The sequence below is a fragment of the Bacillus sp. FSL R5-0709 genome (assembly GCF_038004785.1).
Classification (GTDB): domain Bacteria; phylum Bacillota; class Bacilli; order Bacillales; family Bacillaceae_G; genus Bacillus_A; species Bacillus_A mycoides.
On record NZ_JBBORT010000001.1, the window covers coordinates 4,595,514 to 4,611,796 of the forward strand.

Here is a 16,283-nt window from a genome sequence, read left to right on the forward strand (position 1 = left end):
ACATTTTTGTAATGTATATTTCTAATGAAATTATAATATACGAATTAAATGTTTTATAACCCAATTCATATACCATTACTTTGTTCTCACGAAGATGGCGTCAATAACGTTTTCGAAGAGCCATTATTCTCGCGCTCAAATAATGCATTTACAAATATAAATTCGAAGGATATTGTATAGGTTTTCTAGCCTACTGGAGAGGTTATATAAATAATTAATATTAAAAATGGACAAAAAAAGACCCACTGTAATACTTAATAACTTTGCACTTATCATCAGTTTACCTCTTCATTATAATTGTCCGAGATAAAGATAAGATAAAGATAAAATAAAAACGATATAAAGATATAACTACATATTATTAAATTTAGTACCATTTTATTTTCCCTTATCCCTCTTACTCTTTACTTTACATTAATTCTCTTCGTTTCTAATTCACCTCTCATAGACACTATATAAAACTATTATTTAGGTTCTATTAAAATTACATCTTCTAAATCATATAAATTTGCCTTTGGTTTTGCATAAATAATATAAGCAAGACCATATTGATCTGGTTCTTGCTCTATCACCTCTGCTACTTCAAGACCGGGTGGTATTTTCTGACTTAATTCAGAGGTAATAACGCTATCACCTATTTTTATTTCTTTCGCTTTATCTGATGGAATATTATCAATTCGAAGGGCTTGTTTTTTCTTATCGTACCCTGTAACAAATCCTAAAATAGATGAATCATTTTGGAAGGTGATTGCTAAACGATTTGTTCGTTCATCTTTCGTAATTAATTTCACAACAGATGTATATTGATCTACACTCTCTACCTTTCCGATAAAACCGTTCACTGTAATAACAGCCATATCAGCCTTTACACCATGTTGTGAACCTCTATCGAGAGTAATTTCTCTATACCACTCTTCTGCTACACGGGTTACTACTGTAGCTTGAATGAAATTATATTTTCCCTGTTCCTTTAATTCTTTCGTTTTGTTGATAATTTTAGTAAGGCTTTCTTTCTCCTCACTTAACATTTGCACTTTACTCTTTAACGATTCTTGATGTTCAATTTTCCCTTTCAATACCTGATTCTCTTTATATACTTTATAGATGTCTTCTATATTATGAACAATATTTTGGACATGCTTATTATTTGTACATACATACACCATCAATAAAGCCAAAAGAATAATTGAAAGAAATAATAATATTTTCTTCTTAGAAACCTGCATAATTATCCTGCTACTCCTTACTATTTTTTATCTACATACTATAGAATACTAGTCATTGTACACAGAAGAAATGCAGTTTGGATAAAGTTCAGATAAACTTTATCTTCTTTATAAAAAATTTAGAAATTATCATATACTGCCACTATATTCGAAGCTTGATCGTTACTTTATCCATGGAATGCAACTTATAATTTCTATAACTAATTATGTTTTATTTGTACTTTCTCTTTTACTTTATTAGGTATTTCATCTACTTGTACTTCCTCCCATTTCATACCATAACTTCCTTTAGATCTAATCTTTAAATATGACCCTATTCTTAAATGTTTTGAAGCAGTCATCGCGATCTTTTGCTCTTGACCAGATTCATTATATCCTTTGAATTTATATTCCCATCTAGCAAAACCTTTGTTTTCAGCTCCATATTTACCATCATTATCAACAACAGCATAATAAACATCTTCTTTAATAAATGGATTGAGTTGATCTACAATCGGTCCACCTTTCCCGATAAGTAATGTAACTCCAACTATAATCAATACGATAAACGCACTTATATTTTTCATGAAACTTTCTATTCTCCTCTTCTCAGATACTTCCCCTTAAAGGACTTCCTCTAAATCAATAGCGGCGGCGCTATTACTTATTAAAATGTAACCAAATTTCCTAATGCTCTTCTAATTAAATTGGCAATAAGATAATAAATTGAATAACCCCATTTTCATATTCTGCTCGAATTTCTCCTTTGTGCAATTCAACAATGCTTTTTGCAATTGCAAGCCCCAAACCTGAACCTTCTACAGCTCTACTTCTTGATTGATCTTTTTTATAAAAACGCTCAAACAAATTCTCTAATTCTTTTTTTGTAAATTCTTCACTATGATTCGCTATAGAAATTTTGATATGCTGTTCTTCTCTTTGAAGTAAAACTCGAATTTCTGCTTTATCTATACTGTATTTAATTGCATTTATTAAAAGATTTTCAAACACACGTACCATTTTTTCTGAGTCCACAACAGCATATATACGATCTTCCTGAAATTCTTTCACAAAAGAAAGATTATGCTCCTCCGCTTGTGGTACTAGCTCTTCTATTAACTGATCAAGTAGTTCATTCATACACACTTCTTGCGAATCTAACGCCATATTTTCATCTGTTAGTTTTGTATACTCAAACAAATCCTCTATTAACATCTTCAACTGCTCTGATTTTGAGAAAGCAATTTTTATATACTCATCATGCTGTTCTTTATTTTCATATTTCGCATCACCTAGTAAACGTAAATACCCCATAATAGAAGTAAGTGGTGTTCTTAAATCATGTGATACATTTGTAATCAATTCACTTTTTTGCTTCTCTATTTGTTTTTCCTTTTCTATATTAGCCAAAAGCTTTTCTGCCATTTGATTAATATTAGAAGTTAATAAACCTATTTCATCTTGACCTGCCTGTTTGATTTTATATTGTAAATTACCTTTCGAAAATTCCCTTACTCCTTCTGCCATCGCTTCAATCTGATTCATCTTCCTTTTCGTTATATAAAAGAAAGACAGTATAAAAGTGATAAAACCTAGTAAAGATGGAAATGGGCTACTCTCATTCACTATATACTTCACATTTCCTTGTGGTATACCACTTGCAATGATATACATATTTTTCGTATTAACAGTAACCGGGTAAAAGGTTGTAAACTCCTTACGCTTTTGTTCAGTTCCATCTTGAATTAAATTTTGCGCCTCTACATATCGTACTTGATCCATTTTAAAATCCATCACATTACGCATCGTCTCATGAAGATTGATTTGTTCTTCTGGCGCTCCCTTTGTTTTATAAACGACTTTCCCATTCTCATCTATTATTAAAATTTTCAGTTGATTTTGATGATTCGATTGATCAAGCAGTTCTTGTATATTAATTTCCTTACCTTCCTCTGTTATACTTCCAACAAGCCATTGTGTCTGTCCATCAATGGCTTCCATACCTGATGCATAATCAATGATAGAAATTTTATTCGCATCCTCGAAAAAGGAAGATGAAGACCATCCTACTAATACACCGAGTAACGTACAGAAAGTAAATGTAGCAATTAGCTGTATCCGTATACTTTTTTCCAAATAACTCACTGTTTTACCTATCATTTTTTTAAAAATTTGATTCATCCATATTATCAGTTCAAATATCTTTCTCAATCTTGTAGCCAACTCCCCATACTGTTTTAATATAACGAGGCTTTCTTGGAATCGCCTCTATCTTTTCGCGTATTTTCCGAATATGTACCATCACGGTATTATCGGATTGGAAAGCTTGTTCTTTCCATACTCTTTCATAAATCTGCGCTGCATTTAATACCATTCCTTGATTTCGTGCGAGCAATTCTAATACCTCAAACTCTCTCGGTGTCAATTTCACTTCTTCATTTGCAATAATGACCTGACGCGTTACTATATTTATCTTTATATCTCCAACTTCAAATACACTTTCATCTTTTACGCTTGTCCCGCTCATTTTCATATATCTCCGAAGTTGTGATTTAATCCGAGCAATGAGTTCCAGCGGATTAAATGGTTTTGCTACGTAATCATCTGCCCCAGTTGTTAACCCTAAAATCTTGTCCATATCTTGCGTTTTTGCCGACAGCATAATAATAGGCATTTCCGCTATTTCTCTCACTTTCATACACATATGAATGCCATCTATTTTCGGCATCATAATATCAAGTACAATTAGATGCACGTCTCTTTTCTTTACTATTTCTAACCCCTCTTCACCATCTACAGCTTGTAATACTTCGTATCCTTCATTCTTTAAATAGATAGCGATAAGTTTTCTAATTTCCTTCTCATCGTCCACGATTAGTATCGTTCCTTTACTCACAAAATCTCCTCCAGCATCATTTACCAAACTAAGAATGTTGCTTTATTTCACTCACTACTGCATTCTTCTTATGCATATACACATAAGAAATACTACAAACTACAATAACGATGCCACCAAAATATATACCGTACTCGGTCGCAAGGGTTACTATCACTTCTATATGCTTTCCAAATATAGAACCTAGTACAAAATAAACTAACGTCCAGACAAATCCTGTTACATATGAATAAATCGCATATGTCTTAAAAGACATGTTATTCATTCCTACTAAATACGGTACGATATGCCTCACAACAGGTATAAAATAACTTATAACTAATGCATAATGACCATATTTCCCTATCATCTCTTGCGATTTTAGAAGATACTTCATCTTTTTCTTTTTCATCAATTTATTAAGCACTTTTATGCCAAAGATTTTCCCGAGTATATACCCTAAAGAAAGGCCGGATACAACGCCTAAATACGTTAATAAAAAGGCGGGAATCAAATTCAATATACCCATCGATGATACAAATCCACCACTCATTACAATCATTTCATCTGGAATCGGCATACCGATAATACCAAGCCATAAACAAAAAAATAGTGCCCAATAACCATACTGCTCAATGTATGACATTAATTCATGTAGCTCCATTATGCATATGCTCCCCTTAGCTCTTTTTTACAGCTAAAGACGTAAGCTGGTGGGAAATTGAACCACACTTTTTCTAGTGTAATTTCAGGGAAGAAATGCTGTATAAATCCTTTTTTCACAAGTGAATATTGGAATGTAATAAATTCTCCATTCTCATGTATCGTTTCCATTACACTGTTTAAAATGCGCTTTGAAACCTCTTCTGGTAAAGAAGTGAAAGGCAATCCCGATAAGACGTAATCAATACATTCTATATTCAATTGTTCCATATACTTCTTTATATTTTCCGCTGAGCCGTGTATAACAATCACGTTCTGCTCATCTTTAAATTTTCTCTTTAACTCTTTGAAAAATACTTCATTAATTTCAATAAGAAGAAATATTGTCTCCTTCTTCTTTCTCTTTATAATTTCTTTCGTAAAGGCTCCTGTACCAGGCCCTAGCTCTACAATGCATTTCGCTCTATTAAAATCAATTACATCTACCATTTTCTTTGCTAATATCTTTGAACTTGGCGCAATCGCACCAGTATGTTTCGGATGTTTAATAAATTCATTTAAGAATGTTATGAGCTGCATATACTCTCTCTCCATTCGTTCAATAGTTTTCAACTTGTGTTTAAGTATAACTATCGTTTCTTAACAAATATTGAGGAGATTTCTTAAGATTTTATGAAGATGAAGGAAATCTTCATCTTTACTATAAACAAACATAAAAAATTGAATTCCAAAGATAAGCGAATCAAACATATACAAATAAGTCAGCTTGTTTATTTACCATGAATGATCATGTTCCTACTCCGATTTTGTATAGCGAAGTTACTATTTTTATGTTAGAATCCTCTAAGATATTTGAAATTAGTATAGAAATCATTTTTGGAGGCTTTATGAATAATCAAAACGATAATAAATCAAATGCATTATTTGCAGCTATACAAATAGTGCTACCACTTTTATTACCTATTCTTGTCCCTACATTTTTAATAGTGGGAATGAAAAAGTGGATGCCCGATGAAGTTAAGTATCCAAGCATAATATCATTGTTCGCATTATGTATGGGATTTTTCATAGTAGGAATTCTCTTCTCTATTGTTTTACGTTTATGTAAATTATCTGAGGAAAAATTAAAGGAATTAGGATTTTTAGGATTTACACTTTCGGCTGTTAGCACATTTCTAAGTTTTTATGTAGGTTACTTTTGGTTGGCAGACCTTAACTTCACATCAGTTGAATTATCACCTCATGCCGTATTAATTTTCGCTATTCTATGTACCTTGCTATTGGAAGGTATTTTTAAAGTAATGGACATGTTTGATAGTTCGGACGAAAATAAAGCTCACGTATAGACAAAAAAGCATTCGACTAACATGTTAGTCGGATGCTTTTTTACTAAGATAAAACAACTCTTTCATTACTTCGCGCTCACAATCTTATAATAAGAGCGAACTGTTAAGAAGTAATATCCGATATAAATAACGCTGTATACTCCGATACTAATTAGAAGCGGAATCATAATTTCAAATGGTAGTATGTTCCCTAAACCTTTTAATGCAAACAAACTGTGTAGAATTCCGATTACTAGTGGAATTGCAAAGATAAAGCTCACTTGTTTTGCAATAGCTTTTTTCATTTCTTGTTTCGTTACACCGACTTTATGAAGGACAACGTAACGCTCACGATCTGCACTTGCTTCTGTTAGCTGTTTGAAGTAAATAATAGAACCTGTTGCTAGTAAGAATACAAGTCCTAAGAACATTCCGATGAACATCATTAGTCCAGTTGCTTCAAGTCCCATATGGAAACCAGTATAGAAGTCTCTAAATGGTGGTGCCATTTCTGATTCACTAGCTGGCATCACTTTTGTTAATTTTTCTGTTAATACTTTACTGTTTCTTTCATCTTTTACATCAATATTTTTTACAACACGTGTTCCAAATGCTTGCTTCGCCTGTTCATACATTTCATCTGAAACGACAACAACTAATTCACCTAAGTTCGTAATTGCATTATTATTTGCACCTTGGATCGTCAATGTCTTCGTTTCATTTCCAATTTGGAATACCGCTTTATTTCCTTTATATTCAGGGCTAAACTCATACCCTTCAATATAAGAACTATCATATATAAATGCTTCGCCAGTAGCTATATTCACTGTTTCCGCATCGATTTTTTTCGCAAGTTTGTTGAATTCAGATTGAGATATAAATTGATATTTCTCTGAGATACTGTAGTTCATATTAAAGATGAAATCGACTTTAGCTCCTTCAAACTTTCCTTTTACAGGAACCATCTCAACTTCAAATTGATCTTTTACAGGGTGATTCTCTTTCTCTTCAGCAAAAATCGCATTTACTTTCTTATCTAGTTCTACATCTTTCTTCTCATAAGAGTAGCTGTATGGTGCAACTGCTTTTGATTGTGTAAATGTGTTGTAATACATCGTAACTGACGTACCAACCGCCGTTAATGTTACTGCACTTAAAATAGAAATTGTCGCAAGTGACTTTGCATTTCCTTTAATACGATATAGTAACTGTGACGTCGTTATCATATTCATACCGTTATAAAACGATGATTTATTATTTCTTGCACGTTTCAATACGAATACTGTAAAGAACATAAATAGTAAATACGTACCTAATACTGTCGCAAGTAATATATAAAGTGCGACTGCCATAAAGTTTGCATACATAACTGCCTTCATAAACATTAACGCTAAGAAATAACCTGAGCCGATTAAGAAAACTGAAATTAACGCCATAATTACGGATCCTTTTGGCATTGCTTCTCCTTCACGCTCTGCGCGGAAAAGTTCAATTAACTTAAAGCGATAAATTAAACGATACCCTTGAAGTGATGTATATAAAATAATCACAAAGAAAATAATTGCTGTATCAATAATCGCAGCCATCGGTACTTCAAAATGAACATTTAAGTTTAATCCCATCATACTTACTAGTAGTTCAAGGAATAGTTTCGAAAGGACGCTACCGATCGCAATCCCGATAATTAAAGACATTAATCCCATTAACATATTTTCATAAAAGAGCATTTTACCGATCTGTCTTTTTCGGATACCAAGTAACGAATATAGCCCAACTTCTTTTTTACGTTTTCTTGTAAAGAAACCGTTCGAATATATAATAAACACTGCTACGAAAATGATTAGCATTACACTGGAAACTTGGAATGCACCGCTAATCTTTTTTGATGCTTCCGCTGCTTTTTCCATTTGTGAATTATATTGCAGTGCTTTAAATGTAAAGTAAATTACGATACTAAATATCATAGATGCAAAATATACAAAGTAGTCTTTAAAGTTCCGCTGTATGTTGCGGAGGGCAATGCTAGATAAGGTCATCAGCCATACCTCCAGAAATGGAAGACATTACGTCAACGACTTTTTGGAAGAACTGTTTACGTGTTAATTCACCACGGTGTAATTCTTTATATAACTCACCATCTTTAATGAAAATAACTCGTTTACAATAACTAGCCGCAAACGCATCATGCGTTACCATTAAAATTGTAGAATTATCATATTCATTTAACGACTTCATACTTTCTAATAAATCTGTCGCTGATTTAGAATCAAGTGCTCCAGTCGGCTCGTCCCCAAATATCATACTAGGACTTGTAACGATCGCACGCGATGCTGCGCAGCGCTGCTTCTGTCCACCGGATACTTGATATGGGAACTGACTTAAAATATGATCAATACCGAATTTCTTTGAGATTTCAAGAACGCGGCGATCAATCTCACTCGCTTTCACCTTTGATAACGCAAGAGGTAACGCAATATTCTCTTTCACCGTTAACGTATCTAATAAGTTATAATCTTGGAAAATGAACCCTAAATGATCACGGCGGAATAACGCTAGCTTATCATCGTTCATCTTCACGATGTCTTTTCCATCAATTAAAATCTCACCGTTCGTCGCATTATCAATTGTAGAAAGAACATTTAAAAGAGTCGTCTTACCTGAACCAGAAGGTCCCATAATTCCAACGAACTCACCTTCTTTTACTTGTAAGTTAATACCTTTTAAAGCTGCAAATTTATTCCCACCTGTGTCATATACTTTTTCAATATTTTTTGCTTCTAACACTGTTTTCATCTCGACATCCCTCATTTCTTCTATTCTCTATTTTCAACTATATACACTCTCTACTCTTGCCACTATCGATGTTTCTTACACAAACATGACAGTTATGTAAGGCACATAAGTAAAGACATCAGAATTTAACCTAATGTACTAAAGTACTTTGTTACTATAACATTGGGATATCATGCCATCCATTCATTCTCCTTACAGGAACATTACAATTTTGTAAGGTTAAAAATGCCCCCACAAAGTTGTGCATGAAATGTCGGATGGAGCTATTTCGTTCCTGATATTCTATATACAAAGGAGGTCATATAATGGATTCACTTAAAAATATGAATGCGGCAATGCAGTATATTGAAGACAACCTTACACACGAAATTGATTTTAAAGAAGTCGCAAAAATAGCTTTCTGCTCCGAATATCATTTCAAAAGAATGTTTTCTTTTCTAGCTGGCATATCACTATCAGAATATATTCGCTGTAGACGTCTTACCCTTGCTGCCTTTGAACTAAAAGATAGCAATGCAAAAGTCATTGATGTCGCTATAAAATATGGATACAACTCACCAGATTCATTTACACGTGCATTTCAAAATTTGCACGGAATAACGCCTTCAGAAGCTCGAAGTACTAGTCGTTCTTTGAAAGCTTATTCACCAATGACCTTCCAACTATCCATTCAAGGAGGAAATGAAATGAACTATCGAATTGAAGAAAAAGGGCCATTTCAAATCATTGGTATACAAAAACGAGTACCGATTGTTTTTAATGGGGTAAACGAAGAAATTGCTTCTATGTGGAAAAGTTTAGACAGCCAATCAATCGACATATTAAAGTCCCTTTCAAATATTGAACCTACAGGCATTATTAGTGCTTCTACGAATTTTTCTGAAGGAAGAATGGAAGAAAAAGGCGAACTCGATCACTACATTGGAGTTGCCACAACGAAAACTTGTCCAGAGCAATTCACACAACTTGAAGTATTAGCTTCAACATGGGCTATATTTGAAGCTGTCGGTCCATTTCCTGATGCATTACAAAATGTGTGGGGACGTATTTATTCCGAATGGTTCCCTTCTTCGAATTATGAACTAGCGGAAGGACCCGAAATATTATGGAATGAAAGTAAAGACGTATCCTCACCGAATTTCAGAAGCGAGATATGGATACCTGTTTTAAAAAAGTAATATAAAGGTCTAAAATTTTTCAAAATAAAGAAGCTGCTCTTCCTCTTTAAAGGAAAAGCAGCTTTTTATTTTATACTTCTTCTCGACTCGTTCTTATACAAGAAAATAGTAATAATCGCAAGCACTATAATAACTACCAAAGTAAATACTCTATAGTTCGAGATCGTAGCAGTACCAATTAACAAGGCAGGTATAACAGCCGTAATTAAGCCACCAAACATACCGACAAACGATCCTACACTTTGTTTTACTATTTGAGTTTCTGATACCCAATCATAATAACCAAATCGATTATTAATAAAAATCCCCCATACTGCCGAAAAGAATGAATATGTTATCGGTGTTATTACGATTAAAAGAGAACTCCAAATATCTAGTTTTAACCCTATTATCAGTAATACGGAACTGATAAGTGATGCAGGTATACTTAATGAAAGATTCATAAGTATTTTACTGTCATAAATCATCTTTGGCGTAATAGGTAACGACTTAATAATCCATACATTTTTTCCTTCTAATGACAATGACACACATGTTGTACACGTCATCGAAATCGCTGCTGCAATAGCAAATGGCGCAACCTTTTGCAACAGGGTCTCAATTCCAGGGTACGCTATTAATTGACTTGGTCCTACTACAACTATAGCTAGCGAGAAAGCTATCGCCATCACGACTCCCATTCCACTATTTATGACATACACTGTAGAAGAGAAGAAACGTTTCAGCTCTTTTTTATACAATGCGACCAATACACTTTCTTTTCTCATGCCATGAATCTCATAATTTGAAAGCATATGATAAGTGGTAATCTCTGTATTTATTTGCTTATATTTTAACGAAAGTATTTTTACAAAAAGATAATACCAAATAACTGATATCCCAACGAATAGGATGAAAGCTACAATATCAGCATGAACAATTGCTTGTTGAAACATGTTAGCTAGTGGATACACTTTAGTTAATTGCTCCGAAACAATTGCACCTATTCCGTTCATATCATTAAGGCTATATTGAGCATTTCCGTTTTTTAGCATAAAGAAACCGAATGTAATAATTACTATGAAACTTAAAATCGTAGTTATTTTATTCGTATTTTTAAATTTAGAAGCGATTGCCGTAATCGCAGCTCCAAAGACCGCTGCGATTGTTGTTGGAATTAAAGATGCTATAAACATACTGACGAACCACATAAAGTAAAAAGAAACTGATGGCTTCTCATGTATGCCATAAACAACCCCCATCGGTAGCATAATTATGATTGAAAAGATCGTATTCAGCAAATATAAATACAAAAATCTACTTGTAATAATAGTACTTACACGAATCGGTAATGACATTAAAAGATCGTAATCCTTAAAAGCAAAAATTTCTCCATTTGCCTTAAATATAGTGAAAAACAACGTCAATACACTGCTAATAACTAGTGCATAAACTGGGATAATTTCACTTATTCCTAGTCTCACCAACCCATATGCCGAGGCCCCACAATATAGCATTAACATGACACCAACTAAGGCAATAGATGCTGTCAGTAAAATCTTATTCTGCTTCTTTTTCTTATCTTTTTCGTATTTAAAAGTATTTAAACCAAGCTGCGTTATCAAGCGGATTTTTAAAAGATCTAGACTACTAATATTCATTAGCAAGCTCCTTCATAAAGAGCTCTTCCAATGATCCTTCCTTTATTAAAGAATTCACTTCCCCTGAAAGTGCTAATTTCCCTCTATTAATCATCGCTATTTTATTACATAACTTCTCCGCCACATCTAAAACATGCGTAGAAAAGAAAATCGCACTTCCCTTTTCACAAAGCTCCTTCATAATACCTTTCAACACTACAGCAGCCTTTGGATCAAGACCGACGAAGGGTTCATCTAAAACTAATAATTTCGGTTTATGCAAAACCGCTGATATAATCGCCACTTTTTGTTTCATACCATGTGAATAAGAAGATATTAAATCACCTAGGTACGGTGTAATCTCAAAAGCATCTCCATACTTTTGTATCTCCTTTTCCCGATCTTTTGCAGACACTTTAAACACATCCGCAACAAAGTTTAAATATTGAATTCCTGTTAATTGCTCATATAAATCTGGATTATCGGGAATATACGCCACTACTCTCTTACATGCAATCGGATCCTTTTTTACTGAATATCCATCAACAAAAATTTCACCCTCTTCAAAATCTATAACTCCAACTAACGACTTAATTGTTGTACTTTTCCCCGCACCGTTATGCCCAATAAATCCAAAGATATCTCCTGCTTGAACAGTAATATTTAACTGATCTACTGCTTTTTTGCCACCTTTGTATGTCTTGCTAAAATTTATAATTTCTAACATGTGATTTCCCCCAAACTATCTTTTTAACTGAATTTTCAGACCTAAAAGTGAAAAATTTACTCAGCGAGCTTTTTCGTTATCCCCACTGAGTATTAAAATTTCTTAACACATAGAAACTATAAATATAAAATTTGACTAGTACAGTTCAATCCCTTATTGCTCACAATTGCATTTCTTTTTTATAAATAGCATATGACTTTATCGTTGATATGAAGATGCATATTAATATTATTCCAATCCCCATAAAAATATTGAATGGATCTGGAAGTACCGCCCCAGCATATATACAAAGTGCACCTATTACAAATACCTTCGAAGCAAATCTGTGTGTTTTTCTCCAAACTACAGGATTTTCTAATGTCCAGTCCATCCGGATTCCTACTAAGCCATTTGGCTTCGTTTGTTGCATATAATTGCCGAGTACTAAAAACAATGTTCCAAGTCCGAAATTAAATGCAATGGAGCCCGATGCGATATAATTAGACACTGCTAATAGCGCAAATATATTACAGCCGAACCCTATCAAAAGAATTGCATAATGGATTGCAGAAAGGACTTTAGCATGCTGTTTATACTTATCTTTCGTTACATCAATATACCCCATAGCTAGCCATATCAAATACAGCAACACCATACTACCTATTGAAACTGAACTCGCTTCTACTTTAGAAAAATATCCATCTACCATTCCTGCAGCATTATAATGACGTGGAATTTGTTTCGGTAAATAAGGCCATACAATGTACCAGCCAATTGCAATTGCAATAATTAAACTCCATGGTAATACGTGTCTTTTCATCCTCTCTCCCCCATAAAATTTCTATTAAGCTCCTATCTCTTTCTTATAAGCAACATAGGAATACACCATCGTACCAACAACCAGTACAACAACAACACTTAACAAACAAATCATCTTCCACATTCCCGGTAGAAACGAGGAAAATATGATTACAATACCGCCAATCATCATGATCTTTGATCCTATCCTATGCGTTTTTCTCCATACATTTTCACTACTTAACGTCCATGGCGTCTTAATACCTATGAAGAAATTTGGTTTACATTGCTGCATATAATTGCCGAGTACGATGAAAAGGATACCGACCATTATGTTCACAACGATTCCAATTGGAATGTTATACCCTAAAGCATTTGCTAGTGTCATCATATTAATAGTAAATAAGAAAAATAAAATTGCTCCATTTATCATTCCAAGTGCTTTAGGAAATCTTTTGTAGTTGTCGTACTTCGGATCTATCTTAGGCAATACAGTAACTAGTGCATATATGAAAACCATAATTGCTACATCAAAAATCAGCATTCCCATTTTTGACATATGTCCATCTACCTCACCATTAATATTCCAATGACTTGGAACTTCTCCCGGTAAATAAGGCCACGCGATGCACCATGCAATAATCGTTAAAGCAATTAATAATAACGGAAATATATGCTTCTTCATTTCCCCTCTTCCCCCTTATCCGTAAACTTAAACACCCAAGTCAATAAATCTTGAAAGACAGTTGTGTTCAAAGAGTACACAACGAATTGCCCTCTTTTTTCATCTTGAATAAGTTCAGCATTTTTAAGTGCATTTAAGTGGTGTGAAATACTTGGCTTTGTCATGTTGAACTGTTCAGCAATTTCCCCAGCTGTTAAATCGCCTTCTTTTAATAAATCTAAAATTTTTCGCCTTGTTGGGTCTGCTAATGCTTTGAATGCTTGATTCAATGTCTTTCTTCCTTTCACTAATTAGACATTTAGATATTTATCTAAATGTTAAAATGATTTCAGTCAATTGTCAATTATATATAAGGTCCTTTTTACTTTTTCCACTTTTGACCCATACTGTTTACTATATAAATCCTGTTTAATCTTTCATCATATAAATACGCCACAACTATGCTATGTATAACAAAAAAGGAAAGCCTATTCATTTGATTTCTTTGTTTTTACTTCGTACGGGGCAAAAAAGGCTCTGACCGCTTCTATGCATGGCTGGATCCTCTCTCTCCCCTAAAAAGACAAGTTCTATGTCGTCTTTTAAACTTTTATATTTATATAGCTCTCATTTCAACATAATGAAAAGACTTGAAACACATGATACACTATAGCTACAATTGTTTTTTTAGGAGGAATATACATATGTATAAAATTTTAATCGTTGAAGACGATCCAAATATTTCATCATTATTACAATCTCACATTCAAAAATATGGCTATGATGCTGTTGTTGCGGAGAACTTCGATGATATTATGGAATCGTTTAACGCCGTGAAACCACATCTTGTTTTACTTGATGTAAACTTACCGAAATTCGATGGTTTCTACTGGTGCCGTCAAATTCGTCATGAATCTACTTGTCCAATTATTTTCATTTCAGCTCGTGCTGGTGAAATGGAACAAATTATGGCGATTGAAAGCGGTGCGGATGATTATATTACGAAGCCGTTCCACTACGACGTTGTAATGGCGAAAATCAAAGGTCAATTACGCCGTATTTACGGTGATTATGCACCAAATATTTCTGAACGTATCGTTGAGGTTGAAGGACTAAAACTATTCCCTGAGCGTCCAGAAATTCATTTTGGAGCTGAGCAAGTTCTTTTAACGAAGAAAGAAGCAATTTTAGCAGAAATGCTATTATCTAAATTCCCGCGTACAGCGAGTCGTGAAGATTTACTAGCCGCTCTTTGGGACGACGAAAGCTTCGTTGAGGAAAATACATTAAACGTAAACATCACGCGTCTTCGTAAAAAGTTCAATGAGCTTGGTATTGAAAATGCTATTGAAACAGTACGTGGACTTGGGTATCGTTTTAACGCAACTTGGAGTGAATAAACATGAAGCTATTTTTACGTGATCATTTTGCATTTTTCCTACTATATGTATTAAACTTCGGAATCATTTTCGTTCTTTATGATGCAGTAGACGGATTTCAAAATAATAAGTTTTACTTCATCGTTTTAAGCTTATACTTATTCATCTGTTTCCTCGCTTATCGTTACGTTCGTAACCGTAGAATGTACCACAGATTAAGTGAACCACCAGAGAAAATGGAAGATGCGTTTATTGAAAGAGCGACTGCTCCTATGCCCCACAGTGTAAACGAGCTCGTTCGTACGCAATATCGCCTATTCCAAAAAGACCTACAAACATTCGAAGTAAAACAGCAAGAACACCAATTATTTATTAACCATTGGGTACATCAAATGAAAACGCCTGTTTCTGTTATGCAGCTTATGGTGCTTGAAATGGAAGATGAGCATTTAATCCCTAAATTCAAAAAAGAGCTAGAGCGATTAAATCAAGGGCTCGATATGGCTTTATACATGGCAAGATTAAATAACTTCCATGAGGACTTCCATGTTGAGACGATTTCATTAAAAGATGCTGTAACAAAAAATATTAACGGATTAAAAGAACTATTCATTCGAAACGGAGTCTTCCCCGTTTTAGAAGTTCATTCAGATTTAAAAGTTGCTTCTGATGCGAAATGGCTAAAGTTCATTATTTATCAGTTAATGACAAATGCAGTTCGCTACTCTGGTGAGCGCGGAAAGAAAGTTTTCTTATCAGCTTATCGCAATGGTAAAGATATTATTTTGGAAGTTCGTGACGAAGGCGTTGGTATTCCGCAAGAAGATATTCGAAGAGTATTTGAACCTTTTTACACTGGAAAAAACGGTCGTGCATTTGGAGAATCTACTGGTATGGGGCTTTATATTGTAAGTAAAATTTGTGATTATTTAGGTCACTCTGTGAAACTAGACTCTGAAGTTGGTAAAGGAACGACGATTAAAATCATCTTCCACAACGCTGCAAATAATCAAGCAGAAAATACGGAGAAGGTGACCGAAGCATGATCGTAACATATGCTAGCAAAATGTATGAGAAT

Annotated in this window: 17 protein-coding genes; 4 read left to right on the forward strand and 13 right to left on the reverse strand. The window is 33.9% G+C overall.

What is annotated here, in order from left to right; translation table 11 throughout:
* Positions 1–464 precede the first annotated feature (464 nt).
* The 6 genes from mreC to MKX37_RS23670 form a co-directional block, all read right to left on the reverse strand.
* On the reverse strand, positions 465–1,226 hold the full coding sequence (gene mreC / locus MKX37_RS23645) for a rod shape-determining protein MreC (protein WP_003192006.1): 762 nt from the start codon (positions 1,224–1,226) through the stop codon (positions 465–467).
* A 200-nt stretch (positions 1,227–1,426) separates the two neighbouring features.
* Entirely contained in the window at positions 1,427–1,792 is a 366-nt protein-coding gene (locus tag MKX37_RS23650) for a YxeA family protein (RefSeq protein WP_078421876.1), read from the reverse strand.
* Positions 1,793–1,907: 115 nt separating this feature from the next.
* Positions 1,908–3,416, reverse strand: a complete 1,509-nt coding sequence (locus MKX37_RS23655; protein WP_078421877.1) for a sensor histidine kinase — start codon at positions 3,414–3,416, stop codon at positions 1,908–1,910.
* A complete protein-coding gene (locus tag MKX37_RS23660) occupies positions 3,400–4,101 on the reverse strand; it encodes a response regulator transcription factor (protein ID WP_000033680.1) in 702 nt (233 codons plus the stop codon). The genes MKX37_RS23655 and MKX37_RS23660 overlap by 17 nt, the downstream gene beginning before the upstream one ends.
* A 28-nt stretch (positions 4,102–4,129) precedes the next feature.
* Positions 4,130–4,744: a DedA family protein gene (locus MKX37_RS23665; RefSeq protein WP_000418950.1), complete on the reverse strand. Its 615-nt coding sequence runs from the start codon at positions 4,742–4,744 to the stop codon at positions 4,130–4,132.
* Positions 4,744–5,322, reverse strand: coding sequence for a class I SAM-dependent methyltransferase (locus MKX37_RS23670; RefSeq protein ID WP_002129619.1), 579 nt, complete (start codon positions 5,320–5,322; stop codon positions 4,744–4,746). The genes MKX37_RS23665 and MKX37_RS23670 overlap by 1 nt, the downstream gene beginning before the upstream one ends.
* Positions 5,323–5,630: 308 nt before the next feature.
* On the opposite strand from MKX37_RS23670, the gene MKX37_RS23675 reads away from it, so the two are divergent.
* The gene (locus MKX37_RS23675) at positions 5,631–6,089 is read left to right on the forward strand and encodes a hypothetical protein (protein ID WP_001064712.1); all 459 of its coding nucleotides are present in this window, start codon (positions 5,631–5,633) and stop codon (positions 6,087–6,089) included.
* Positions 6,090–6,154: 65 nt separating this feature from the next.
* On the opposite strand, the gene MKX37_RS23680 is transcribed toward MKX37_RS23675, so the two are convergent.
* Positions 6,155–8,104, reverse strand: a complete 1,950-nt coding sequence (locus tag MKX37_RS23680) for an ABC transporter permease (protein ID WP_033731526.1) — start codon at positions 8,102–8,104, stop codon at positions 6,155–6,157.
* Positions 8,091–8,861 (reverse strand): ABC transporter ATP-binding protein, encoded by a 771-nt coding sequence (locus MKX37_RS23685; RefSeq protein ID WP_000859658.1) that lies wholly within the window; start codon positions 8,859–8,861, stop codon positions 8,091–8,093. Before MKX37_RS23685 ends, MKX37_RS23680 begins: the two co-directional genes overlap by 14 nt.
* A 305-nt stretch (positions 8,862–9,166) precedes the next feature.
* Between MKX37_RS23685 and MKX37_RS23690 the strand changes: the two genes are divergently transcribed.
* A complete protein-coding gene (locus tag MKX37_RS23690) occupies positions 9,167–10,039 on the forward strand; it encodes an AraC family transcriptional regulator (protein WP_078421878.1) in 873 nt (290 codons plus the stop codon).
* Between the two features lie 65 nt (positions 10,040–10,104).
* Here MKX37_RS23690 and MKX37_RS23695 read toward each other — a convergent pair whose 3' ends face one another.
* The 5 genes from MKX37_RS23695 to MKX37_RS23715 form a co-directional block, all read right to left on the reverse strand.
* Complete coding sequence (locus tag MKX37_RS23695; RefSeq protein ID WP_078421879.1) at positions 10,105–11,679, reverse strand: putative ABC transporter permease subunit; 1,575 nt, start codon at positions 11,677–11,679, stop codon at positions 10,105–10,107.
* Positions 11,669–12,385, reverse strand: a complete 717-nt coding sequence (locus MKX37_RS23700) for an ABC transporter ATP-binding protein (RefSeq protein ID WP_002167491.1) — start codon at positions 12,383–12,385, stop codon at positions 11,669–11,671. Before MKX37_RS23700 ends, MKX37_RS23695 begins: the two co-directional genes overlap by 11 nt.
* A 160-nt stretch (positions 12,386–12,545) precedes the next feature.
* Positions 12,546–13,184, reverse strand: a complete 639-nt coding sequence (locus MKX37_RS23705; RefSeq protein WP_002034494.1) for an SdpI family protein — start codon at positions 13,182–13,184, stop codon at positions 12,546–12,548.
* A 24-nt stretch (positions 13,185–13,208) separates the two neighbouring features.
* A complete protein-coding gene (locus MKX37_RS23710; protein WP_078421880.1) occupies positions 13,209–13,847 on the reverse strand; it encodes an SdpI family protein in 639 nt (212 codons plus the stop codon).
* Positions 13,844–14,116 carry an autorepressor SdpR family transcription factor gene (locus MKX37_RS23715; RefSeq protein ID WP_078421881.1) on the reverse strand — a complete coding sequence of 91 codons (273 nt, stop codon included), beginning with the start codon at positions 14,114–14,116 and terminating at the stop codon, positions 13,844–13,846. Before MKX37_RS23715 ends, MKX37_RS23710 begins: the two co-directional genes overlap by 4 nt.
* A gap of 414 nt (positions 14,117–14,530) precedes the next feature.
* Here MKX37_RS23715 and MKX37_RS23720 point away from each other — a divergent pair, with 414 nt between their 5' ends.
* Positions 14,531–15,226, forward strand: a complete 696-nt coding sequence (locus tag MKX37_RS23720; RefSeq protein ID WP_000276730.1) for a response regulator transcription factor — start codon at positions 14,531–14,533, stop codon at positions 15,224–15,226.
* Positions 15,227–15,228: 2 nt separating this feature from the next.
* The gene (locus MKX37_RS23725; RefSeq protein ID WP_002167488.1) at positions 15,229–16,251 is read left to right on the forward strand and encodes a sensor histidine kinase; all 1,023 of its coding nucleotides are present in this window, start codon (positions 15,229–15,231) and stop codon (positions 16,249–16,251) included.
* Positions 16,252–16,283: the final 32 nt, after the last annotated feature.